Raw genomic sequence first — 23,839 nt, forward strand, 5'->3', positions numbered from 1 at the left:
ACACGACACCGCCGCCCGAATCGCTCCGACGCGTGGGCCGTCGCAGGGGGGCGGCGGGGCAGGGTAACCGGTTCGGCCCGTCACTGGTTAGTCGGAGGGGTGGGCCCGGTGCCTGGCGCCGCTGTCTGGAGGCGGCTGAGCGCCTCCTGGACTTCGGCCGCCGCCTCGGTGTCGGGGTACTGTTCCAGGAACTTTTCCATCTGCCCCTGGACCGACTTCGGCGAGAATTTGCTGCCGGAGACCTTTTGTTTCAGAGCGTGGAGGGCCTTGTCCGCGTTGAGTTCCTTCTTGACCCCCTCTGATCCCTTGAGCTCCTTGAGGTCGATCCCGACGGTCGCGGGAAGCGTGTACCCCTTGAAGCGGGTCGGGAGCTCCATGAGCGTCTTGTAGGCCTTCCAGGTGTCTCCTGAACTCTTGGCTTCGCTCGCCTGTGTCATGGCGGCCTGCAGCTCGGCGTCGACCGCCCCCTGGAGCTTCTCGGCGCCCGCCTTGATGTCCTCTTTCGGCGAGGCCAGGTTCCGCTTCAGAACGGCCGCGGCCGGCGCGAAGTTCCCGAATTCGATCTGTTGCCACGTCGGACGCAGGGCGACCGGGATCTCCTTGGGATCGATCTTCCACTTCCCGGTCGGAGCGACCTTGTCCGCCGCTTCGCCGATTTCAAAGTTTCCGTGCTCCGCGAATGTCCCGTCCCCGCTGAGCACCTTGATCTGGTGGATGTTCTGCAGGCTGATCTCCCTGACGTCGCTCGCCTTCTCGAACGACCGGTCGGTGTCGACCAGGACCGGCCAGTCGATCTTGTTCCGCCGCAGGTACTGCTCGACGGTCGGGCGGCTGGTGCCGGAGCAGACCGCCACGAACAGGACCGGCTCCCCTTCGTGCTTCTTCGCCGTCTCCAGCAGCTCGGGCCACTTCGCCTCGCACGTGGGGCAGGTCTCCTCGAAGTACCAGAAGACGACCGCCTTGTCCTTGAGGATCTCCGTCGTCAGCGGGGGCGAGTTGAGCCACTGCTGCGGCGCGGCGGGGAGGGACGGGAGAGTTTTCGCCGGCTCCTGGCCGAACGCGGCCTGAGTCGACACAGTCAGAAACAGCACCAGCGAACGCGAGAATGCCATGAGCGACCCCGAGCGGAGTGAAGGCGAAGATGGACCGGAATGGCGCAGAAAGGTCTCTGGAGGATACCGTCCGGATCGCCCCGAAAACATCGGGCGCTCGTTCGTCCTTTTCATAGTGCACGAAGAAGTTCGACCGATCACCGTCGTGTCCGGACGCCATGCTGGACACGAATTCCATTATATTGCACAATTCGTCCATTCCCGTGAAACACCGAGGACGCAGCATGTACGGCCGCTTTCAGGACCACCTTCAGAACGAACTCTCCGGGATCCGGACCGCGGGGCTGTACAAGCCCGAACGGGTGATCACGACGCCGCAGTCGGCCCACATCTCCGTGGCCGGCGGCGAGGGGAAGCGGGTCGTCAACCTGTGCGCGAACAACTACCTCGGGCTGTCGGACGACCCGCGGATCGTCGAGGCGGCCGCGCGGGGGCTGAAGGAGTGGGGCTTCGGGCTCTCCTCCGTCCGGTTCATCTGCGGGACGCAGCAGATTCACAAGGAACTGGAGCGGAAGCTGAGCGAGTTCCTGGGGACCGAGGACACGATCCTCTATTCGTCGTGCTTCGACGCCAACGGCGGACTGTTCGAGACCCTGCTGACGGCGGAAGACGCGATCATCTCGGACGAGTTAAACCACGCCAGCATCATCGACGGTGTCCGGCTCTGTAAGGCGCAGCGGTTCCGCTACCGGAACAACGACATGGCGGACCTCGAGGAAAAACTCCGGGCGGCTCAGTCGGCCCGATTCCGGATGATCGCCACCGACGGCGTCTTCTCGATGGACGGCTACCTGGCGAACCTGCCGGCGATCTGCGACCTCGCGGACAAGTACAACGCCCTCGTGATGGTCGACGACTCGCATGCCGTCGGGTTCACCGGCCCGAAGGGGCGGGGAACGCCTGAGCGGTTCGGCGTCATGGACCGGATCGACATCCTGACCGGGACGCTCGGCAAGGCACTCGGCGGGGCGAGCGGGGGGTACACGAGCGGACGCAGGGAGATCATCGAACTGCTGCGGCAGCGGTCCCGGCCGTACCTGTTCTCGAACTCCCTGGCGCCGGTCATCGTGGCGGCCAGCATCGCGACGCTCGACCTGTTGACCGCCTCGACGGAGCTGCGGGACACGCTCGAAGCGAACACACGATTCTTCCGGGAAGAAATCCAGCGGGTCGGCCTGACCGTCCTGCCGGGCGAGCATCCGATTGCGCCGGTCATGCTCGGGGATGCCCGCCTGGCCGCCCAGATGGCCGAGAAGCTGCTGGAACGGGGAGTCTATGTGATCGGTTTCTCGTACCCGGTGGTGCCGCAGGGGAAGGCCCGGATCCGGACGCAGGTTTCCGCCGCCCACAGCCGCGACGACCTGAAATTTGCCGTCGAACAGTTCGCCGCGGTGAAGCGCGAGCTCGGGATTTAGCCGGCTGAGGTGGCCTTCGGAACTCGTGTCGTTGACGGACTTACCGCGTTTGGGAATGGGTTTCCCGGTCTCTTGAAAGGGCCTGGGGGTTCTGTCATAACCATCGCGTCGGTCATGGGGAATGCAGCGGGTCGCAAGCATTTTCCATGGTGTTTCAGCGATCGAAACTCCTTTCGGACTGCCGTTGCATGACGCCGATCCTGGCCGCCCGGACCATTTCCGAAGCGCTTCAGGGCTTTCTGTCGCCCGGCGTGGCGACATTCCTGGCCGCCCTGATCCACATCACGCTTCTCGGCCTGTTCTTCGGCCTCCCCGCGTTCTTCTTCATCTGGGCTGAGCGAAAGGTCGCCGGCCGGATTCAGGACCGCCTCGGTCCCACCCGCGTCGGGGGCCGCTTCGGCTGGCTCCAGTCGCTGGCCGACGGCGTCAAGCTGATCCAGAAGGAAGACCTCGCTCCCGAGACCGCCGACAAGATGCTGTTTCGGTTGGCCCCCTACCTGACGGTCGTGGCGGCCTTCGCCGCCTTCCTGTTTGTTCCGTTCAGCGCCGGCTGGGTGGCGATGTCGCTCGACGTCGGCCTGTTCCTGGCTCTCGCGGTCCTGTCGGTCGAAGTCCTGGGGATCGTGCTGGCGGGATACTCCAGCGGGTCCAAGTGGTCCCTCTTCGGCGGGATGCGGGAAACGGCCCAGATGGTGAGCTACGAAGTTCCCCTCGGGCTGACCGCGGTCATTCCCGTGGCGATCGCCGGCTCGATGAATCTGAACGAGATCGGCCAGATGCAGTCCGGCTGGTTCACGAACTGGTTCATTTTCTACAACCCGTTCACGTTCATCGCCTTCTTCGTCTTCTTTACGGTGACCCTCGCCAGCAACAAGCGGGCGCCGTTCGACCTGGCTGAGGCCGAGAGCGAGCTGGTCGGTGGTTTTCACACCGAATACAGCGGGATGCGGTGGTCGTTCTTCTTCCTGGCCGAATACGCCGCCATGTTCCTCGTGAGCATGCTCGGGTCGCTGCTGTTCCTCGGCGGCTGGTGGACCGGGATCGCCCCGATCGACCAGTTCTTCATCAATCTGCCGTTCCCGTACCTCGATCGTGTTCTCGGGTTCTTTGTCCTGATGACCAAGACCGGGATGCTGGTCTTCGTCCAGATCTGGATCCGCTGGACGCTGCCGCGGCTTCGGATTGACCAGGTCATGACGACCTGCCTCAAGTACCTTGTTCCAATCAGCTGCTTCCTGTTCCTGGGGTCGACCGTCTGGTCGCTCATGCTTCCCGGCCGGCCGATCTTCGGTCAGCCGCTCGGCCTCCGCGTTCCCGTTCCCGCTCGCGTGACCACCACTTCGGCGGACCCGTCCGCTCCGAAGTCGACCACTCCGCCACCCGCTCCCGCCCATCACTCCGGCCTCGAATCCGACGCCGCGAAGTCTCTGGCGGCGCGTGACGGCGAGGCCCACGCGGGGAGCGGACGCTGATTATGGAAACACTTCTGTTTGCGATCTTCGCGGCCGGCGTGTGCGGCGGGGCTCTGGCGGTGGTCTTCAGCCAGAACGTCGTCCGCATGGCGTTCTGGCTCATCATCTCGCTGAGTTCGACGGCCGGCCTGTTCTTCATGCTCGGGGCCGACTTCATCGGCGCGACGCAGATCCTGATCTACGTCGGCGGGACGGTCGTGCTCCTGATCTTCGGGGTCATGCTCACGGCGACCGGGCCGTACCTCAATCTCAAGTCGAGTCCGGGGGACATCGTCACGGCCCTGGCGGTCGGCGGGCTGTTCCTGGCGATGGTCGCCTTCAGCGTCAGCCGGGTCGACTGGGACGGCAACAACGCCAAGCTCGTGGCCAAGTACGGCGGGCTCCCCGCTGAGAAGGCCGGTTACAACCAACTCGGGGAAGGGAAGACCGCCCGCGACCTGGGGGCGGCCCTGACCGGGCTGCGGTTCGACGAAGACCTCGGTGCTCCGCAGCGGACGATCAGCACCGGTTACCTGCTCCCGTTCGAAATCGTCTCGATCCATCTCCTGGTGGTGCTGATCGGGGCCTCCTATCTGGCCCGGGCCAAGCGGCGGGTTCTCCCTCCGCAGGCGTAGTCGTTCGAGTTTCGGCGTCATCCTCCTCGAGGTCACCCCCATGCAAAGCGTCGGACTTCAGGCGTACCTGCTCGTCTCGGCCGTCCTCTTCGTGTCGGGCGTGCTGTGCATGGCCACCAAGCGGAACGGGATCGCCGTCCTGATGGGGGTCGAACTCGTTCTCAACGGGGCGAACCTGAACCTCGTCGCCTTTTCGCGGTTCGGCCGGCTGGGGCTCGACGCCCAGGTGATGGCGATGTTCGTGATCGTTCTCGCCGCGGCGGAAGCGGCCGTGGCCCTCGCGATCGCCCTCAACTTTTACAACAACCACATGACGATCGACGTCGACCGGGCCAGCGAGCTCCGCGGATAGCCGCTCCCTCGCGTTTCGCACACCCCGCGCGGCCGCCACAGCCGCGCGACACTCGATAGAACCGAAACTCATGTTGCTCGCCGAAACGACATCCACCGTGAGTGCCGCGATCGAGCAGTACCACGCGACCGCCGGCACGCTGAAGACGCTGCTCGGGATCGCCTGGCTGTTGCCGCTGGCGGGGTTCGCCATCGAGATCTTCGCCGGATACTGGGGCGAGCGGAAATCGAAGGTCGCCGCCTACATGGCGATCGGCTGCATCGCCACCGGCTTCCTCTGCAGCGCGGCGGCCCTGACGACTTGGCTCAAGGCGACGGCGGACGTCCGCCATCCCGCCGCGGCGGAGCACCACGACGAACACGGCGCGGGCGGGGGAGCTCACGCGAAGGACGAGCACGCCAAGGCGGACCACGCCCACGCGACCGCCACGGCGGCGGACGCGGCACACGGGACGGATGCCGGGCACGCGGCCGATCATCACGACGAACACCACGCGAACAACCCGTTCGCCACCGGCTTTTCCGGCACCTTCTACGAACTGGCGGTCTACGGCACTCAGAAGTTCGCCATCGACTACTACATCGACGGCCTGACGGTCACGATGTTCACGATGGTCACGCTGATCGCGACCTGCATCCATATCTTCGCGTCGGGGTACATGAGCGATGAGCTGACCGAGCGCTACGAGGACCATCAGGTCCATCTGTCGGGCGGCCGGCACTTCCATCGGCCGGGCCGGTTCTACCGGTTCTTCGCCTTCCTCTCGCTGTTCTGCTTCTCGATGCTCGGCCTCGTGATCGCCGGGAACATCTTCCAGGTCTTCGTCTTCTGGGAGCTGGTGGGGGTCTGCAGTTACTTCCTGATCGGCTTCTACGTCGAACGGAAGTCCGCCAGCACGGCCGCCAACAAGGCGTTCATCATGAACCGCGTCGGGGACTTCGGGTTCCTGATCGGCCTGATGGTCCTCTGGACCTATTTCGGCACGTTCCAGTTCGCCAACACCGACAAGTCGACCGCAGGGCAGCCCGGCCTGTTCCAGATGGTCCGCAACGCGGAGGGGCAGATCGACGTCGAAGGGGAAGGGCGGCAGGCGGTGGTTCACCTCCAGTCCGGCCACGGAACGCGATGGACCGACCCGGTCTCGAACGAGCCGCGGACGATTCCCTACTGGCTGCTCGTCGTCGCGGGGCTCGGCGTGTTCGGCGGGTGCATCGGCAAGAGCGCCCAGTTCCCGCTCCAGACGTGGCTTCCGGACGCGATGGAAGGGCCGACGCCGGTCTCCGCCCTCGTCCACTCCGCCACGATGGTCGCCGCCGGCGTTTACCTCGCCGGCCGGTTCTATCCGATGTTCACCCCCGAGGTGCTGCTGACGATCGCCTATGTCGGCTGCATCACGCTCTTCGTCGGAGCGACGATCGCGATCGTCGCCACCGACATCAAGAAGGTCCTCGCCTACTCCACGATCAGCCAGCTCGGCTACATGATGCTGGCCCTGGGGGTCGGCGGCTGGCTGGCGGGCCTGTTCCACCTGATTACGCATGCCTTCTTCAAGTCCCTCATGTTCCTCTGCTCCGGCAGCGTGATCCACGGCTGCCACCACGAGCAGGAGATGCCCAAGATGGGGGGGCTGCTGAAGAAGATGCCGATCACCGCGATCACGATGCTGATCGGGGTCATCGCCATCGCCGGTCTGGCGATTCCAGGAACCGCGATCGCCTTCTCCGGTTATCACTCCAAGGATGCCATCCTGGCCTCCTCGCTCGGGTTCTTCTCGCTGAATCCGAAGCATTCGCTGCTGTTCATGATGCCGCTCATCACGGCGGGCATCACGTCGTTCTACATGTTCCGCCTGTGGTTCATGACCTTCCTGGGGAAGCCCCGGGACCAGCACGTCTATGACCATGCCCACGAATCGCCGTGGGTCATGACCGCTCCGCTGATCGTCCTGTCGTTCTTCGCGATCTTTTGTGCCGTCGGCGGCGAGGCGGGTCCGCTCGCGTCGCTCGTCAGCACCGCGGAGCCGGTCCATGTCGGCGGCGGGCTCACGAACGCCGGAATGCTGGGGCACAGCTTCCCCAGCCATCACCAGATCCACGAGTACCACGCCACCGCCGGAACGCTGGCTCTGCTGGCCGCGACTCTCGGGATGCTGCTGAGCTACGTCTTCTACGGGATGGGGGCGATCGACCCGGCCTCGATCCGCAGCGCCTTCCCGGCGGTGTACCGGTTCCTGCAGAACAAGTGGGAATTCGACGACCTGTACGACGCCATGTTCACGAAGCCCGTCCACATCGTCTCCCGCTGGGCGACGGCGTTCGACAAGCACGTCCTCGACGCCCTCATCCACGCTGCCGCCAAGACCGTCGTCGCCGTGGCGACCGTCGACCGGCAGTTCGACGAGAAGGTCGTGGACCGGATCGTCAACGTCTTCGGAGAAACGACCCAGTCGGTTGGCCACGCCCTGAAGAACGTCCAGACCGGACGGCTCCGTCAGTACGTGACCTTCATCGCCCTGGGTGTCGTCTCCCTGTTCCTCCTCATGTTCGCGTTCCTCCCCCGGTCCTGACCGGGTGAGGCCCGGTTTCCGCGTGCCGGCCGCCGTTCCCCGTCTCTGTCCTGCACGCTGAAGCCGATTCCGTCCGTTCCGAAGCCAAACTGAAGCGACCGCCGACCGTGCGAAGGCGGAGCTTCGACAGCCCTACAGACCCGATAGCGCCATGTCTGACACGATTCTGCTGTCGCTGACGATCTTCCTGCCGGTCGCGGCGATCCCGTTCCTGTTGATGTTCGACAAGAAGGCGGATGACGCGGCCCGCGGGTTCGTCTTCGCCGTCACGGTGATCGACTTCCTGCTGGCCCTCGGGATCTGGCAGCGGTTCGACTACTCGAACCCCGGGATGCAGATGCAGGTGAGCTATCCCTGGATCTCGAGCTGGAACATCAACTACCAGCTCGGGGTGGACGGGATCAGCCTGCCGCTGATCGTCCTGACCGGTCTCATCTTCTGCGTCTCGATGGCCGCCTCCTGGAGCATCACCAAGGCGGTCCGGGGTTACCTCGTCCTCTTCCTGCTGCTGCAGACGGGGGTCATGGGGGTCTTCATGTCCCTCGACTTCTTCCTGTTCTACGTCTTCTGGGAAGTGATGCTCCTGCCGATGTACTTCCTCATCGGGATCTGGGGTGGGCCGCGGCGGGAATACGCCGCCGTCAAGTTCTTCCTGTATACGCTCGCCGGCGGCGTGCTGATGCTCATCGCCATGCTGATGTTCTACGTCAACAGCGCTCCGGCCGGTCAGCCGGGGATCTTCGACCTGATGAAGCTCGCCGAGATCGCCCAGGCCGGGGGCTTCGACCGGACGATGCAGATCGCGGCTTTCGTGATGCTGTTCATCGGCTTCGCCATCAAGCTGCCGTCGTTCCCGTTCCACACCTGGCTCCCTGATGCCCACGTCGAGGCTCCCACGCCGATCTCGATGATCCTGGCCGGGATCCTGCTGAAGCTCGGCGGCTACGGGATCCTCCGCGTCGCCATGCCGCTGTGCCCCTACGGCACGCAGTACGCCGCCTACTTCCTCGTGGCCCTGGGCGTCTTCAGCATCATCTACGGGGCCTTCGCGGCGATGGCGCAGACCGACTTCAAGCGGCTCGTCGCCTACAGCTCGGTCAGCCACATGGGCTACGTCCTCGTCGGGATGGCGGTCTGGAAGATCAACGAATCGACCGGCGACACGATCCGCAACAACTCCTGGCACCTCGGCCTCGACGGCGCGATGTTCCAGATGATCGCCCACGGGATCTCCTCGGCTGGGATGTTCTTTATGGTCGGGGTGATTTACGACCGCGTTCACCACCGCGACCTGAACCAGTTCGGCGGCCTGATGCAGAAGATGCCCCTCTACAGCGGGGTCGCCTTCGGGATCTTCTTTGCCGGCCTCGGTCTCCCCGGCCTGTGCGGGTTCATCGGCGAAGTCTTCGTCGTCCTCAGCAGCTGGAACTTCAGCCCGCTCCTGGCGGTGATCGCCGCCTCGGGAGTGATCCTGACTGCCGGCTACATCCTGTGGACGATCCAGCGGGTCTACATGGGACCGGAATACAAGGGACCGCATCCCGAGGAACTGCGGGACATGGACGGCCGCGAGTCCTCCATCGCCTTCGTGATCCTCTCGCTCGCGATCCTGCTGGGAGTCGCTCCCGGCATCATGCTGAACGTCATGAGCCCCGCCTCCGAGCAGCTCACGAAGTCGCTCTCGACGGGGTACAAAGTGCTCCACGAGGCCCCGGCCGCCCAGGGGCCGCAGGTCACGTCGGTCGCACAGTAGCCGAGCCGGATTTCCGCTCTCCGTCCGACCAGATCCGCACTCCGCCGCCGTTCCGGAAACGCCATGTCGGTCTCAACGATCCTTCAGCAGTTCGCCAGCCAGGACCTTCCGCGGTCGCTGGAGATCTTCGCGCCGGAGCTCCTCCTGTGCGCCACGATCCTCCTGCTGCTTCTGGGCCGGCTCATCGGGTTCGACCGCAAGATCCCAGCGAGCTGGATTGCGCTCCTGGGGGGAATGGTCGCCTTCACGGCCGCCTTCACTCAGTTCATGTATCTCAAGTCGGGCGGCGAGCCGACCGGCGTCATCTCGGACCTCGCCTACGTCCTGCGGATCACCGAGGCCGGCGTCGGGACCCCCGGGCCCTACTTCACGGGGCTCCTGATGCACGACCACTTCGGGATGTTCTTCCGGCTGGGGCTCCTGCTGTTTCTCGTTCTCGTGATCGCCCTCACGGCCCTGACGGGGATTCCCGATAACGAAGACGCCCCGGACTTCTACACGCTCCTGTGCGGCTCGATGGTCGGAATGCTGGTGGCGGTCAGCGCCAACCATCTCCTGATGGCGTTCCTCGCCGTCGAAATGATGAGCGTTCCGAGCTACGCGATGGTCGGCTTCCTCAAGGGACGCCGGGCCTCGAGCGAAGCCTCGTTCAAGTACGTCGTCTACGGGGCCGGAGCGGCCGGCGTGATGCTGTACGGGATTTCGCTCCTCTCGGGACTCCTCGGGACGGCCGCCTTCCCGCAGTTCGCCGAGCGGTTCGATCTCCTTGTCGGAAACCAGTTCAGCTTCACGAACGCGAACGCCACGCTGATCGCCCTGGCGATGCTGATGATCCTCGTCGGCTTCGCCTTCAAGCTCTCGGTCTTCCCGTTCCACTTCTGGTGTCCGGACGCCTTCGAAGGAGCCGCGGCGGAAGTCGGCGGGTATCTGTCGGTCGCCTCCAAGGCGGCCAGCTTTGGCCTGCTGATTCGCTTCGCCCTGGCGTTCCAGGGGACGAGCCCAGCCCTCAAGGAATTCCTGACATTCTTCGGGATCGCCCTGGGGGTCCTGGCGTGCCTCAGCATGACCTTCGGGAACCTAGCGGCCTACACGCAGACGAACGTCAAGCGGCTCCTCGCCTACTCGACGATCGCCCACGCCGGCTACATGCTGCTGGGGGTTTCGGCCCTCCTCGTGATCCAGGGGAGCAGCGTTCCGGTCGGTGTCGATATCCCCGAGCAGTCCGCCCGGGCGGTCGAGGGGCTGACCTACTACATCGTCGTCTACCTGTTCATGAACCTCGTCGCTTTCGCGACGGTGGCCCTCCTGCGGAACGAAATCTTCAGTGAGAAGATCGAGGACTACCGCGGCCTGATCTCGGAGAACGGGGCGACGAAGGTCCTGTGCATCTGTTTGCTCGTCAGCTTCTTCAGCCTCGTCGGCCTGCCGCCGTTCGGGGGCTTCTTCGGCAAGTTCCTGATCTTCGCGTCCGCCTTCAAGGCGGGCTGGATCCACTGGGCGATGTGGGTGTTCGTCGTCATCGCCGGCCTCAACACCGTCTTCAGCCTGTTCTACTACCTGGGGGTCCTCAAGGCGATGTTTATTCGCCCGGCCCCCGAGCATCGCCGGCCCCTCAAGACTCCGGGGATCGTGGGGGCGTATGTCGCCCTGATCACGATTCCGATCCTCGTCCTCGGCGCCTCGCCGCTGCAGGATGACCTGTCGAAGACGGCTCACTACGTCGCCGCGAAGCTGTTTGAGTAAATCGTCTCCCCCTGTCGACCGTCGTTCACGCCAGCCCCCGTTGCCATGCTCCAGACCGGACTCCTGATCGACGACCTCAACGCCGTCCTCGTGCCGGTCGGCCGGAGCCTCCTGCAGTACACGGCGGAGGCCTTTCCCTGGACCTCAGCCGGCTCGGAACACGTCCGTCGCGACGTTATCCGGCTCGCCCAGCGGCAGCAGCAGACGGTCCAGCGGCTGACGGACGAGATCATCGCTCTCGGCGGCACCCCGGAGTTCGGGACGTTCCCGACCGACTACACGAGCCTGCACTTTGTGGCGGTCTCGTTCCTGATGGCGCAGATCGTCGCCAACCAGGAAGCGGTGCTGAAAACGATCTGCGCCCTTGGCGATGCGACCCGTGACGACCGCGAGCTCAACCAGATGCTCTGGGAAGCGGCGGCCGTCGAGGGGGGGATTCTTGAAGAGCTGAAGCGGATCAAGGGGAAGTAGCGGCCACGGCGTCGGCGACGGTGAGCGTCCCTTCGTAGAGCGCCCGGCCGACGATCGCGCCGACGAGGTTCGGCTGCCGCCGGTGGATCTCGGCCAGGTTCCTGATGTCCTGGGCGGTCGTGACGCCGCCTGAGGCGATGACCGGCAGCCCCATTTCGGCGAGCCGCTCCATGTCGGCGAGGGTCCCTGGGTCGACCCCCTTCATCATGCCGTCGTTAGCGATGTTCGTGTAGATGACCGCGGCCAGCGGCAGGCCGGCGAAGCGGCGGGCGAGGTCGATCGCGGGGGTCTGGGAGACGTCGAGCCAGCCGGCGGTCGCGACCATGGAGTCGCGGGCGTCGAGGCCGAGGGCGACGCGGCCGGGGAACTGGCGGACCATCGCTTCGAACCAGTCGGGCTGCTTGAGGGCCGCGGTCCCGACGATGACGCGGTTGATTCCGACCTCTTCGAGCATCATGCGGATGGTCGCTTCGTCGCGGATTCCGCCGCCGAGCTGGCAGGGGATCTTCATCCGGCCGAGGACGGAGCGGATGGCGTCGAGGTTGACCGGGCGTCCGGCTTTGGCGCCGTCGAGGTCGACGAGGTGCAGCCGCGTCGCTCCTCCGGCTTCCCATTTGGCTCCCATGGCGGCGGGGTCGTCGCCGAAGACGGTTTCCTGGTTGTAGTCTCCCTGGCGGAGGCGGACGCACTTTCCTCCGCGGAGGTCGATGGCGGGCAGGATTTCGAGCACGATGGGGCGGGGATATGAGGGAGGGGAGGGGGCCAAGCTGGAGAAGGTACGGCGTCGGGTGCCGCGTTGCCAGCCTTGGGACATCGTCCTTGCCGGCACGACTCTGCTCGCTCAAACCCAACGTGCTACGGCAGCCGGGGTCAAGGGGGGCTCACCCCCTTGCCGCCGGAGACGCTTCCGTGAGGAACCGTGGTCAGCAACGGGCGGCCGCTTTGTGGAGCCGGCGTCGAGGATTCGCTGCTCGTTTTGCAATCCCCGCGGGTTGGTGAGGGGGCATCCGGTACGTTGTCCGCGCTTGGACACGCGCTCCTTCAGAAAGAGCGAGACGAGACGGGCCTCCGGCGGGCAAGGGGGATTCTCCCCCTTGCATCCCCTGACCAGGGTGCCCCTGGACCCGGTTGGCTGGTGCGATGGCTACCGAAAACTTGCGCCTGCCGCGAGAGCGTCGGCCAACCGGCCATAGACCGCTCGCGGCGATTCGCCCGCCTCGAGATGACGGAGGATCCGCCGCGACAGCGAGCCCTCGCCCAGATTCACCTCCAGCGGACCGCGCGACTCCCCGCCCGTTTTCAAAGCCGGATCGCGGGCTCCCTCCGCCAGCCGCCGCCAGAGCTCCGCGGCGGTGATCGACCGGACGTCCCGGACGCCAAACTGCGCCAGGTACTCAGAATCGTCGACCTCGGCCACCTCCGCCTCGCGGATCGTCCGCAACAGGATCCGCTCAAGCGGATCAACGCCGATCGCCTGCTGCCGTGCGAGGGGAGTCCACTCCTCAGAGACGAGCCGCTTCAGAACATCGATGACAATTCGCGCCACCGCCAGGTCGACCGCCGGCGACTCCTGCAGATCGAGGACGCGAATCTCGATCGCCCCCCGGCTGAAACGGGCAATCGCGCCGCGGGCGTTCAGGAACTCTTGCTGAAGAACCCCGTCGGCATCGTACGGCGCAATGTCCCGGAACATCGGTTCGAAAATCAGCCGGCGATACTCCGCCTCGCTGTAGACAGGCTCGGGGATAACGCGGCCGGTCACGGACGCGATCCGGCGGGAGTTTGTCCGGTAGACCTCAAGTCGGTTGTCGAGGATTCCCGTGACGCGGCCGTCCACCATCGGCGAACTGGCGGCGAGGGCCGGGAGGATCGGAAGGATGAGCCGGATCGCCGCGTGGAGCCGGCCGAACTCCGCGTCGTCCGCGAAGGGAAGGTTGATGTGCATGCTCTGCAGGTTGGCCCACCCGTGCCCCCGGCAGTCGAAAATCCGGTTGAACGTCTCATAGATGACGTGGTTGTCGTGCGGCCAGAGCTCCATTTCCTTCCCGGGATTCATCCACGGGTGCATGGCCGTCGGCAGCAACCGTGCTCCCAGCGGCTTCGCCAGGGCCTCGATCCGGTCGACGTGGGACTGCATCGCCCCCGCCAGCCCGTCGAGATTCGCCCGCGGCTCGCTCGTCTTGAGCTCGATCACGTGGCGCACGAGTTCGTTCGACCACGTGATGTCCGGGAATTCGACGTCCGAGGTGATCTCTCCCCCCGCCTGGGCGGAGAGGACGGCGTCGGCGATCGGGCGGACGTCGAGCGTGTCCGCCGCCACCAGCATGTATTCGAGCTCGATCCCAAACGCTTCAAACAGTCGCAGCCGGGCCATGACACTTCCGTGCGCGGAACTCCTGAAAAACCAGTCCCGCACGATACCGCAAAGCCCCGAATTGACCAATCCGGCCTCGGCGGCGGGGCGGGGGAGGAGCAGAGGTACGGCCCGCAAAACGAAAATCCCGGCGGAACCGCGTTCTCAACGAAGAACGCGGTTCCGCCGGGACTGTGAAGTCGCCGTGGAGCGGGAAAAATGTCAGTTCATGCTTTCGGCGTCGGTCTGCTGGCTGCTCCAGACATTGAACGCTTCGTAAAGGTCTGAGGAGACATAGACACGCTCGTCGAAGCCGACCATCAGGTTGATCGCCAGTCCCGGGATCGCCGAACGGATCTCACGGATCACGCTCAGAGGGGCGGTCATGGTGTTCGACTGAAGTTCGGCGTCCTCGACGAACTCGACATTAAAGAAGTCGGGAACCAGCATCTCGGCCGCCTTTCCGTCACAACTGCCAATGGCTCAGGGGTGGTGTGCGGGGGCCATCTTCGGGGGGGCAGGCAGCGACTTCAATTCTTCTGCTCTCGCTGGAGAAGAATTCGAGAATCTCCGGCGCACGCACACCACTTGGCTGAAATGTGCCAGTCGCAACCTCTGGAAAGAGTGACAACGAGCTTGCCGGGAGGGGGCTTTGTAGCGATCGCGCAGGCCGGCGGAATGGCGGAAGGGATGCGCGGCCCAAGTGGAGGAGCCGACCCATTGAGCGCGGAGCAGCGGGAAGGAAAGCGGCCTCCCGAAGCCGGGGATTCGCGGAAGGGCCGTCTCAGGAGCGGATCAGCCGAGCGATGTAGTCGAGGACCGCCTCCGTCTCGACGGCGGTCGCATGGCTGATGTTCGCCTCGCGGGGTCCGGAGCGGCGGCGGTCGAAGACCGTCATCCCCCGCGTCAGTTCCCCATGCAGCTCGACATCGACGATCCCGTCTTCCTTTTCGAAGATCTCGGGATGCCGAACTGCCGCCAGGGCGACGACTTCCGGCAACAGAAGCCCTTCCAGTCCCAGGTGCTGGCGGCTGGCCCGCAGGCCGAAGGGAATGAGCTGCTCAAGCAGCCCGTTGAGGCGGTTTCCCCGCGACTTCAGGCGTTCGAACTGGTCGAACGAGAGGGTCATCTGCCGCGACACTTCGAGCGGAATCAGGAGCTTGCTGGAGAGAACCCCCAGCACCGATCGGGCCGCCTCGGGATCCGCGCCGACGTTGAACTCGACCGCCGCGTGCAGGTCGCCCAGGCCCACGGCCGAGCCCCCGAGGCAGACGAAGCCGCTGAGCTGCTGGAGGAATTCCGGGAAGAGCTCGACCGCCCGCTGGATGTTGGTGAGGGGCCCCAACGTCAGGAGAACGCACTCGCCGGGCGCCCCCTTGACGCAGTCGATGAGGACCTTGGCCGCCTCATGCTTCTGGTGGTGTTCCACATCGACCGTGGCACAATCCCCCAGGCCGTTGGCCCCATGCAGCAGCTGCGGATTGGGAAAATGCTGGTCGCCGCGGCCGATCTTGCGGGGGCCTTCGCCGTGGCCGAACCGGGGCCAGCGGGGGGGATCGAGATGCGAAATCACCGTCAGGATGTTCCGGCAGGCGATATCCCCGGCGACGCAGCCCGCCGTTCCGGTGATGGCCAGGACCTCCAGGTCCGGATCGACCACTGCCAGGGCAATGGCCAGCGCGTCCCCGATTCCCGGGTCGGCATCGATCAGCAATTTCTGAGGCAATGTTCACCTGCTGGGTCGGAAGGGAACGTCGGGCCTGCGATTTCATCCTAGGAGCCCGAGAGCGGCAGTTCAATTTGTTTGTTGCGACCCGTCGCGAAAAGGCCTTTGCAGGGAAGCGGTTAGGGCACAGTCCTTCGTGACCGCCGGGCCGCGTGCCGTCTTAGGGGGCGGGAAAAGGGCGCGGGAGGCTTCCGTCGGGCTCCGCTGAGGCCGCGGCCGCGGTTCAGACCATCGGCTCCGATCGCTTCACCAGCTGGAGGCAGACCCCCCAGGGATCCCGCAGCATCGCCAGGCGGTCGCCGTTGGAGGCGGACTCCGGTCCGCTGACGAGCGTGGCCCCGGCAGCGGTCAGGCGCTTCACGTCCCCCTCGACGTCCTTCGAGACGAAGGCGAAGTGCAGGGCCGGCGGAGCGATGCCCGGGAGGTCGAGGCTCGCCGCGTCGGTGTTCCCGTAGAGTTCGAGCATCACCTTGCCGCTGTCGTCCGCCAGGAAGTGACCCCAGGGACGCTCCATGAACCGCCGCTTGACCGTGAATCCCAGGTGATCGACATACCACCGCGCCATCGCCAGCGGATCGGGAACGTTCAGGGCGACGTGTTCGATTTTCACGGAAACCTCGATGTCGAAAAGGGACGGCGGCCGGCTCCGGCCGGGGCCGCGGCGCCGAAGTGTAGGCCAATCGGCCGGTTCGGGCAGCCGACCGCCGCCGCTTCCTGCCGCCCGGAACCGCTTTACACGCGGCGACGGATTGGCCACGATTCGCTGTTTCGCGTGTTTTCCAAGTTCCGGCAGCCGTTCATGTCCCTCCCCATTCCTCTCCCGTTCGAGCGTCCGATCTTCGATCTGGAGACGCAGCTCGAGCGACTGGAGTCCCAGGCGAATCCCTCCGAAACCACCCGCGACGCCATCCGGCAGATGCGGGTCGAGATCGCCCGCCTCAAGCGGGAGGTGTTCGACAACCTGAATCCGTGGGAAGTGGTCCAGCTCTCACGGCACGACATGCGGCCCAAGGCGTCGGACTACATCGAGCTTGTGTTCGACGAGTTCGTCGAGCTCCACGGCGACCGGGCCTTCAGCGACGACCGGGCCATCCTGACCGGCTTCGCCAAGCTCGACGACACACGGGTCATGCTCATCGCCCAGCAGAAGGGGCGGAACCTCAAGGAGCGGGTCGAACACAATTACGGGATGGCCCACCCCGAAGGCTACCGCAAGGCCCTCTCGAAAATGCAGATGGCGGCCAAGTACGGGCTGCCGATCATCTGCCTCATCGACACCGCCGGCGCCTATCCGGGGATCGGGGCCGAGGAACGGGGGCAGGCGTACCAGATCGCCTACAACCTGCGGGAAATGTCCCGCGTCGCGACGCCGATCGTCTGCGTCGTGATCGGGGAAGGGGGATCGGGCGGGGCGCTCGGGATCGGTATCGGCGATCACGTCGCGATGCTCCAGTTCTCGTACTACTCCGTCATCAGCCCCGAGGGCTGCGCAAGCATTCTCTGGAAGCATCAGCGGTTTGCGGACAAGGCGGCCCACGCCCTGCGGTTCACGGGCAAGGACCTGCTGTCGTTCGGCATCATTGACGAAGTGATTCCCGAGCCGCTCGGCGGCGCTCATCGCGACCATCGCCGGACCGCCGCGAACCTCAAGGCGTCGTTGAACGTCGCCCTCAAGTCCCTCTCGCAGATGGACAAGACCCAGCTCCTCGATCATCGCTACGGAAAGTTCCGCAAGATCGGGGCATTCGAAGAGAAGAGCGTGGAAGCGGTCGCCGAAGCGGCGGCGACATAGAGCCCGAGAGCGTTCGTGTCGGATCCCTTGACCCGGACGGGCGTCGATGCGAGGGATCCATCGCACCGACGCGCCCGACTACCGCAGCTTGATGTCGTCGAACCGGCTCTGCATCGCCGACGGCGCCGAAGACCAGAACCGCGGGCGGGCGGGAATCGTGCTCGGCGCGGAGGCGGCCGGCCGCGGCCGGGCCGACATCCAGGCGGACGCTTCTCCGCCCCCCTGGTAGCTCGCCAGGTTCGGGTCGATCAGCAGGGTGATCGGCCGTTCGCTCGCGTTCACGAACGAGTTCGAGGCGGAGCGGGTCGTCGAAACCGCCGCAGTCACGGCGACGCTGGACTCGGCGTTGTACGAGACCTGACGGTACCGGGCCGGCGCTTCGGCGGATGCGGCGTGCGCGACGCCGAGGGTCAGGATCAGGGTGGCGATCGTCTTGGGAAGGATGTTGGTCGACATGACACTGAGCTCCTCACATTCGGCCGCGTGATCAACTGAGCGTTGCGGCCGCCATCGATTACGGTCCCGCGTTCTTCGAGGATCACGGGACTGACTGACGTGGCGAAGGAAAAGCAGCCGGCGTGCCATGCGGGGGCGAAGGAATCGAGCGAAGGGGCGGGTGGCAATCTTTGCCGACTGTGACGGACGGCCCGCAACCGCCCCGGCCAACCGTGCCGAAGGGAGCGCCTCGGCGATCCGAATTCGATGTCGATTTGACGACGGCCTGTCGCGGCTGGATTGAAGGGATTTCCCAGGCCGTTTCAAGACGTCGACGGGGGCTGGGCGCCAGGGCAGGGGAGTGTGTGCGGCAGGCGGCGTTCACGCTCGAATCGAGGATGGCCGGCCTACTCAGTTCGTCGGCCCGCGCCGCCGCTCCAGCAGCACGTGCGACTCCGACTCCCAGACGGGGACGAGGTCGCCGCTCTGGATCGCAAGCTCGATGGCCGCCAGCAGCGGAGCCATCCGCTCGAACCACTCGGCATCGCGATCCGGGCCGATCGGGATCCGCGCCAGCAGAAGGTGCGTGACCGCCAGCGCGTCGAGTCGCTGCCTCAACTCCTCGGCGCTGCCGGAGTCCAGGCCGCTGAGTCCCCGCGGTTGAAAGAACGGTGTCCCGATCGTGCACCGCCTCGGGAGGTACAGGCTGCGGTGCTCCAGAAACAGGAGCAGGTGAGCATCCTGCGGCGTCCGGTCCCGCACTGCCTCGACCACCGGCACATACATCCCGTCCGTCCCGTCATCGACGTAGTCCCGCCAGGACCAGACACCGGCGATCGTCTCCCAGGAGCCCGCGTAGTAGCCCGCCGTCTTCCACGGGAGACTCCAGACCGCGAGTCCACAGAGCAGCATCGTCACGGCCCGACGCGCCGGAACGGAAAGCCCCGCCAGTCCCGCGGCCGCCGCCGGCAGAAGGGAGGCCATCGCGGGAATCGCGAACCGCGCCTGCTGCGCGGTGAGGTACCAGAACCCGTACAGGAGCCCCGCGATTGCGGCCCCGAGAAGCGGGAGGGGCGATCGTCCGGAGCGCAGGGACAAGCCCCATCCGGCGAGAGACAGCACGACGAGCCATTGCCATCCGAACGACCCGTCGTAGAGCCGCTCCTGGAAGGCGAGCAGGATCGGGGCTGCGAAGAACCCGGCCCCGCTCCGGAACCCGAAGTTCCCCCCGATGGCGTGGTGATACGCGCTCATGGCGATCCGGCCCGGATCGTCCGTGAACAGGCTTTCGAAGTAGGGGAAGAACGGATTGCCGGTGGCGAGCCACGGACGGACATAGAAGGGGATGCAGACAAGGAGGGCGGTCCCGAGACATCCGGCCCCCCGGGCCCACTTTGCCCGGACCGGACCCGGCCGCATCACGGAGACGATCAGCGGACCGATCAGGAGGAACGGGAGTCCCGTGAGCTTGACCGCCGCCGCCCCCCCCGACAGCAGTCCCGCCACCCAGGGGATCTGCCACCCTGTTTCCGCGTCGGAGTCCCGGCCTGCCGCGTCGGCCAGCCACAACAGGGCCGCCAGGTTCATGAACAGCAACGTCTCGGCGTAGCAGTTCGCGCCGATCATGAGGCTCCCCGGAGCCAGGGCCATGGAAAGGAACAGGACGTGTCCGCTCCAACCGGGCGCGCGACGCAAGACCACGCCCCGGAGCAGCCCGAGTCCGAGGATCCAGCATCCCCAGGAGGTCAGCTTCGGAGCGACCAGGCTCGCGATCGGCGCCACGACCCAGTGGAGGATCTCCTGCAGCGCCGGGAACGCGGAGTAGGGAAGGTCCCAGTCGACCTGGAACGCCCCCTCGTCCATCCAGCGCCGCGGGACAACGCACCGGTAGACCAGTTCGTCCCACCCCGTCGGGAGGGTCAGTGCCGGCCCGAGGGTCAACAACAACGGGCCGGCCCAGAGCCAGTCCCGGGGAAACGACGTCGCGTGAGGCGACTTGGAAGACCGCGTCGTCCCATCGCGTCGAGCGAGTCGCCAGCTCCTGACCCACGCACCGATCGCGACGACCGACACTGCCACGAGCGCCGCGATCCGTCCGCGGGGGGCGATGGGTGCTAACGACCCCATCAGAAGCGCGATCAGCCCCAGGCCGTTGAGTCCGAGGGCCACATCCAGGAGGGTTCGCCCCTTCCAGTCGGAGGGCGGAGACCAGCCGAACCGCAGGCCCCGCCCGATCGCCAGCGCGACGAACAGCAAGAGCCCGGCGGCCGCGATCGCCAGCGGCACCTGACCCGATGCCTCCAGCCCGACGATTTCCCTTCCGAGTGCCACCGCCTCTCTCCCGCGCGAGGGACGTCCGCTGACTCAGTCCCCCGGTTGTAATGCGCAATCACACCGTCAGCCACTTCGGACCGGCGGCGTTCGCGAAACACCGGTCCTTCCGGTCAGGCCTCTTGCTCCGGTTCGTCTGCTCCGACGGCGTTACGGGGATCGGATGTTGATCGCCGGCATCACCGGCATGCTGAAGTGAGGCGAGGGGAAGGGCGGTGAAGCGGGAGCAACGTCCCCGACCCGGCGGAGTCGAGCCGTCTGCGTTCGGGGAAGAATTTCCGGTTCTGCGTGGCAGTGTTGGGAGGCGAATTCCGGTTTCCAAATAGGGAGCTAATGAATCCGATCTGGTGCGAGGCGTGGAGAGCAATGTGTGAGGTTGGGCCGGGACTCGTCGCATTCACTCTGCCCGAGTTCCGGTTCCTTCAGCAATTGGCCTGGCTGGGCGATGCCAGTACGTCGGGGTTGGCCGACGACGAGTCGGGTTATGTCCGGGGGCTGATGGCCCAGGGGTTGGTGATCGATGACGGCCGAAGGGTTCGAATCATCGAGCGCGGCCTGCGGGCCGTGACCGCCCCGCCGGTCCATCAGACGGAAACGGAGGTCGTGCTCCTGAAACGGGACCTGGAGGAACAGTTTCGCCACTGGTCGTAGGACGCCCCTCGGGCCCCGGGACCAGTCGGTCCGTCGCCGAGGCGGACGGCCGGACCGAAGTCATCGGAAGGTGCGTCGGTTCGTCAGGACCAGCGAGGATGACGCTGTCGTCGGCTCGGACTTCATGGCGGCGGCACTTGTCCCTGGGGACCGTGCTCCCCGCGGTTCCGGCGCGATGAGCAGGCATGTGGTGACCGGGAAGGGGAATCGGAGGCTGCGGCTGCCGACCGACGTTTGAGCAACCTGCGCTGGCCCGCCTGGGTGTTCGCGTCCGATGCTCGTGATGGTCGGCAAAAGAAAACGCCCCCTGTGCATCGGGGGCGTTTTCGCCCAACTCGCCTGCGACGGAGAAGCGACCTTGAAAGAAGAGCGTCGCCGACACCCGAGCGCCGCCGCTTTCTGTTTCCCCGTCTCAGTCGGCATCTTGAGCGGACTCGGCGGTCCGGCGGGGCGTCGTCACAGGTTCTGTTCGTCGAGCGCCTTCTCTCGTTCATCCAGTTCTCTCGCCCGTGCGTTGAGATCGCGTTGCAGTTTTTCGAGCCGTCTGTGGTAGACCGCATATTTCGCCTCATAGCTCGCGCCGAGGTTTGTGATCTGCTGTTCGAGTCGGACGATCGCCTCCCGGTCCGCCGAGTGAAGGTGAAGCTGCCGGACCATGAGTCCATTCATCCCCAGCAGGAACACGACCAGGGCGAATGCCCGCCACTCACTCAGTGGCCTTGATCCGGGACGGTCGGCTGACATGGCGACTCTCCTGTGTGGCTGGCCAAAGCGGTACAGGGAGTTTCGACTCTCGCCCCAGCCGAATCAACGACTCCACAGGTTCGAGCGTCTTGGCCGCCTGCTCTGTCATGCACTGCCGGGGGATCGGCAGAGGGACGCTACTGGCGCGGAGAGGTCCTTCACTCCCCCGGGCGGACCGTTCTCCCTCTGGTCCTGGTCTCGGTGGATTTGCCATCGCTGCGGCAGAAAAGACGCCGGCCCGCCAGTGGTCCCTTCTCATCAGGCCTACCCAGATGGGGGCACAATCGACGACGGAGCTTGTCCTGGAGCCGACCGCCTTTCCCGTTTGCGGATCGATTTGAAAGAGGTCGTGAGCGGCTGACGACCGGAATGATCGACCAACGTTCGTAGGAATGTCTGAATGACGCCTGAAGGCGAAGGCGGAAGGAGGATCCTCCTGACCGGTCGCCCCTGAAGATCGCGCTCCTGGCTGGTCCTATGAACGATGCAATCGTCACAGGCGGATGGGGAGGATTCCGCATTACTACCGAGTGCCTGACTCACCTCGACTTCCCTCATTGCTCCGGCAAGCCGGATGCAGGTCCGCCTCTCGACTCCTTCGGCGCCAAAGGAGATCAATCGCTCTTCTTTCAGGGAGCTTCGGGCCATGTCGATCTATCGCGGTGATCCAAACAAGATTGGCCGTCCCAATTGGGAGGTCTTACCGGTTGATCCTCGTCGGACGACGATGGGAAATCCGCCGACGTATGGACGTGGCGTTGACGCCGGAGGGCTGCTGAGAAGCCTTCTGCAGGCGGCTGCCGACGTCGCTGGCAACTCCGCTGCCGCCGGAGCAGGGCAGGGGGCCGGTTTGCCTGTCAGGAGGGAACCATGAGAGGGCATCGGAGGTGCAATGTCTCCTGGGCAGCCCGCGCAGGCCTTTGCTTTGCGTCATCGCTGCTGATCGGGATCTCGGTGTCGTCGTCGTTCGTCGCCGGTCTGCACGGCGCGCTGCTATCGGGAGCCGCCGCGGCCGCCCTGGTCAGCGCCTGTCAGTGGCAACGCCGCGAAGTACGACGTCGACTGCTTCTGGAACGACTGAACCGTACCGTTCTCCGCAGCACGCAACGTGCGGCGGTCAGGCGACCGGCCTGGCGAGTCGTCACACCCGGGTACCGCCGGGACGTGACCGCCACGCTGGAACGATCGGCGTCGGTGCGTGCGCAGTACGCCGCGCTCGTCGCCTTCGGCCTGCAACACGTGGGGAAGGACCAATGAAAAAGAGACTCTGGACACTCGATGAGCTCGACCTGGCGGAGGAGCATTCGCCGCTGATCTCTCGCTTTACGATCGCCGTCCTGTCGGCCCTGCTGACCGGCATGACGCTGGGCTACGCGCTGCCGGGGCAAGTCCGTCTGTTGACCGGCGCGGCGGCCGCCCTCGGTCTCCTGTACTACGTGTACCGGTCCCTGATTGTGCGGGACCACCTCCGGGAACGAGCCGATCGAAGCCGGGCCGACGCGGAGAGACGGCTCCAGAAGCTGAGCGCGGAGTACTCGACCTTCGGCTAGGAAGCCCTCTGTCGTTAACCCGCCAGGCCCTTTCAATACTCCGAAGCCGATCCCTGGTATAGGGGTCGCGGAGGCAGGAGTTGGACGGCACCTCCAGCTCCTGCCTTTGTCTTGATGAGCCGCTGCCGAACGCTTGAGCGCTGGAGCAGGCCCGCCCGGCGCTCGCGTTCGGCATGCGTTCACTGCCGGAGCGGGCAGGGGAGTGATGGCGTCGGGGGCAGGGGGCAGGCGCCGCCTTTGACCATCTTCGACCTTGGGGGCAACTTCACATTCCAGAGTGCCCGTCTGTCGAACGCGGTGCTTGATCCACACATGGCAGCGGCCCAGCGTTCCCAGTAACGTGGCCTCACAATGAGTTCGAACCCGATCGCCGCGACCCCAAACCCGCTGAATGTTCTGGTCGTGGAAGACCATCTTGACGCAGCCAGAATCCTGGCACAGTTACTGGAGATGTTCGGCCACACGGTCCGGCTGGCGAGGACGGGTCCTGTTGCTCTGGAGATGTGTGCTTTGGATCGGCCAGACGTCGTGCTACTGGATCTGGCCCTTCCAGGCATCGACGGGTACGAAGTCGCGGCGCGTCTTCGTTCTCGGCCAGACTGCCGAAACATCACCATCTGCGCTGTCACAGGTTTCTCCCTCACGGAATCGGAAAAGCAGAAGCTCTCCCGATCGGGGTTCAACCACTACTTCACGAAACCGATGGACGTAACGAAAGTCGCCCACGTCTTCGATCACATTGTCCCGGCGGCCCGTTGA

22 protein-coding genes are annotated in these 23,839 nt (G+C 65.4%); 13 read left to right on the forward strand and 9 right to left on the reverse strand.

The window, feature by feature from the left end; all coding sequences use genetic code 11:
• Positions 1 to 80 precede the first annotated feature (80 nt).
• The gene (locus tag VT03_RS27360; protein WP_075095944.1) at positions 81 to 1,112 is read right to left on the reverse strand and encodes a TlpA family protein disulfide reductase; all 1,032 of its coding nucleotides are present in this window, start codon (positions 1,110 to 1,112) and stop codon (positions 81 to 83) included.
• 224 nt (positions 1,113 to 1,336) lie between these two features.
• On the opposite strand from VT03_RS27360, the gene VT03_RS27365 reads away from it, so the two are divergent.
• From VT03_RS27365 to VT03_RS27400, 8 genes are all read left to right on the forward strand, one after another.
• Entirely contained in the window at positions 1,337 to 2,527 is a 1,191-nt protein-coding gene (locus VT03_RS27365) for a glycine C-acetyltransferase (RefSeq protein ID WP_075095945.1), read from the forward strand.
• 188 nt (positions 2,528 to 2,715) lie between these two features.
• Positions 2,716 to 3,999 carry an NADH-quinone oxidoreductase subunit NuoH gene (gene nuoH / locus VT03_RS27370; protein WP_082846829.1) on the forward strand — a complete coding sequence of 428 codons (1,284 nt, stop codon included), beginning with the start codon at positions 2,716 to 2,718 and terminating at the stop codon, positions 3,997 to 3,999.
• Positions 4,000 to 4,001: 2 nt separating this feature from the next.
• Complete coding sequence (locus VT03_RS27375) at positions 4,002 to 4,613, forward strand: NADH-quinone oxidoreductase subunit J (RefSeq protein WP_082846574.1); 612 nt, start codon at positions 4,002 to 4,004, stop codon at positions 4,611 to 4,613.
• Positions 4,614 to 4,653: 40 nt separating this feature from the next.
• Positions 4,654 to 4,965: an NADH-quinone oxidoreductase subunit NuoK gene (nuoK, locus tag VT03_RS27380; protein ID WP_075095948.1), complete on the forward strand. Its 312-nt coding sequence runs from the start codon at positions 4,654 to 4,656 to the stop codon at positions 4,963 to 4,965.
• A 70-nt stretch (positions 4,966 to 5,035) separates the two neighbouring features.
• Positions 5,036 to 7,531, forward strand: coding sequence for an NADH-quinone oxidoreductase subunit L (gene nuoL / locus VT03_RS27385; protein ID WP_082846575.1), 2,496 nt, complete (start codon positions 5,036 to 5,038; stop codon positions 7,529 to 7,531).
• Positions 7,532 to 7,682: 151 nt separating this feature from the next.
• On the forward strand, positions 7,683 to 9,284 hold the full coding sequence (locus tag VT03_RS27390) for a NuoM family protein (RefSeq protein WP_075095949.1): 1,602 nt from the start codon (positions 7,683 to 7,685) through the stop codon (positions 9,282 to 9,284).
• A gap of 63 nt (positions 9,285 to 9,347) precedes the next feature.
• Positions 9,348 to 11,027 (forward strand): NADH-quinone oxidoreductase subunit N, encoded by a 1,680-nt coding sequence (locus VT03_RS27395; RefSeq protein WP_075095950.1) that lies wholly within the window; start codon positions 9,348 to 9,350, stop codon positions 11,025 to 11,027.
• 45 nt (positions 11,028 to 11,072) lie between these two features.
• A complete protein-coding gene (locus VT03_RS27400; protein ID WP_075095951.1) occupies positions 11,073 to 11,498 on the forward strand; it encodes a hypothetical protein in 426 nt (141 codons plus the stop codon).
• Here VT03_RS27400 and hisA read toward each other — a convergent pair.
• The 5 genes from hisA to VT03_RS27425 all read right to left on the reverse strand — a co-directional run bounded on the left by hisA (position 11,485) and on the right by VT03_RS27425 (position 16,187).
• Positions 11,485 to 12,228, reverse strand: coding sequence for a 1-(5-phosphoribosyl)-5-[(5-phosphoribosylamino)methylideneamino]imidazole-4-carboxamide isomerase (gene hisA, locus VT03_RS27405; RefSeq protein ID WP_075095952.1), 744 nt, complete (start codon positions 12,226 to 12,228; stop codon positions 11,485 to 11,487). The genes VT03_RS27400 and hisA overlap by 14 nt on opposite strands.
• A gap of 414 nt (positions 12,229 to 12,642) precedes the next feature.
• Positions 12,643 to 13,872: a glutamate-cysteine ligase family protein gene (locus tag VT03_RS27410; RefSeq protein WP_075095953.1), complete on the reverse strand. Its 1,230-nt coding sequence runs from the start codon at positions 13,870 to 13,872 to the stop codon at positions 12,643 to 12,645.
• Positions 13,873 to 14,073: 201 nt separating this feature from the next.
• Positions 14,074 to 14,301 (reverse strand): hypothetical protein, encoded by a 228-nt coding sequence (locus tag VT03_RS27415; protein WP_075095954.1) that lies wholly within the window; start codon positions 14,299 to 14,301, stop codon positions 14,074 to 14,076.
• Between the two features lie 334 nt (positions 14,302 to 14,635).
• Positions 14,636 to 15,577: a nucleoside hydrolase gene (locus VT03_RS27420; RefSeq protein ID WP_075095955.1), complete on the reverse strand. Its 942-nt coding sequence runs from the start codon at positions 15,575 to 15,577 to the stop codon at positions 14,636 to 14,638.
• A gap of 223 nt (positions 15,578 to 15,800) precedes the next feature.
• Positions 15,801 to 16,187, reverse strand: coding sequence for a VOC family protein (locus tag VT03_RS27425; RefSeq protein WP_075095956.1), 387 nt, complete (start codon positions 16,185 to 16,187; stop codon positions 15,801 to 15,803).
• 189 nt (positions 16,188 to 16,376) lie between these two features.
• Here VT03_RS27425 and VT03_RS27430 point away from each other — a divergent pair, with 189 nt between their 5' ends.
• The gene (locus VT03_RS27430; RefSeq protein WP_075097328.1) at positions 16,377 to 17,369 is read left to right on the forward strand and encodes an acetyl-CoA carboxylase carboxyltransferase subunit alpha; all 993 of its coding nucleotides are present in this window, start codon (positions 16,377 to 16,379) and stop codon (positions 17,367 to 17,369) included.
• 78 nt (positions 17,370 to 17,447) lie between these two features.
• Here VT03_RS27430 and VT03_RS27435 read toward each other — a convergent pair whose 3' ends face one another.
• Positions 17,448 to 17,825, reverse strand: a complete 378-nt coding sequence (locus VT03_RS27435; RefSeq protein WP_075095957.1) for a hypothetical protein — start codon at positions 17,823 to 17,825, stop codon at positions 17,448 to 17,450.
• Between the two features lie 390 nt (positions 17,826 to 18,215).
• Positions 18,216 to 20,135, reverse strand: a complete 1,920-nt coding sequence (locus tag VT03_RS27440) for a glycosyltransferase family 87 protein (protein WP_075095958.1) — start codon at positions 20,133 to 20,135, stop codon at positions 18,216 to 18,218.
• Between the two features lie 366 nt (positions 20,136 to 20,501).
• Here VT03_RS27440 and VT03_RS27445 point away from each other — a divergent pair, with 366 nt between their 5' ends.
• Positions 20,502 to 20,786, forward strand: coding sequence for a hypothetical protein (locus VT03_RS27445; RefSeq protein ID WP_075095959.1), 285 nt, complete (start codon positions 20,502 to 20,504; stop codon positions 20,784 to 20,786).
• Between the two features lie 456 nt (positions 20,787 to 21,242).
• Here VT03_RS27445 and VT03_RS27450 read toward each other — a convergent pair whose 3' ends face one another.
• On the reverse strand, positions 21,243 to 21,530 hold the full coding sequence (locus tag VT03_RS27450) for a hypothetical protein (RefSeq protein ID WP_156514791.1): 288 nt from the start codon (positions 21,528 to 21,530) through the stop codon (positions 21,243 to 21,245).
• A gap of 954 nt (positions 21,531 to 22,484) precedes the next feature.
• Between VT03_RS27450 and VT03_RS33815 the strand changes: the two genes are divergently transcribed.
• From VT03_RS33815 to VT03_RS27460, 3 genes are all read left to right on the forward strand, one after another.
• Positions 22,485 to 22,787, forward strand: a complete 303-nt coding sequence (locus tag VT03_RS33815) for a hypothetical protein (RefSeq protein WP_156514792.1) — start codon at positions 22,485 to 22,487, stop codon at positions 22,785 to 22,787.
• Positions 22,784 to 23,080: a hypothetical protein gene (locus tag VT03_RS27455; protein ID WP_075095961.1), complete on the forward strand. Its 297-nt coding sequence runs from the start codon at positions 22,784 to 22,786 to the stop codon at positions 23,078 to 23,080. Before VT03_RS33815 ends, VT03_RS27455 begins: the two co-directional genes overlap by 4 nt.
• 351 nt (positions 23,081 to 23,431) lie before the next feature.
• Positions 23,432 to 23,839, forward strand: a complete 408-nt coding sequence (locus VT03_RS27460; protein WP_075095962.1) for a response regulator — start codon at positions 23,432 to 23,434, stop codon at positions 23,837 to 23,839.

The organism is Planctomyces sp. SH-PL14 (genome assembly GCF_001610835.1).
Classification (GTDB): Bacteria; Planctomycetota; Planctomycetia; order Planctomycetales; family Planctomycetaceae; genus Planctomyces_A.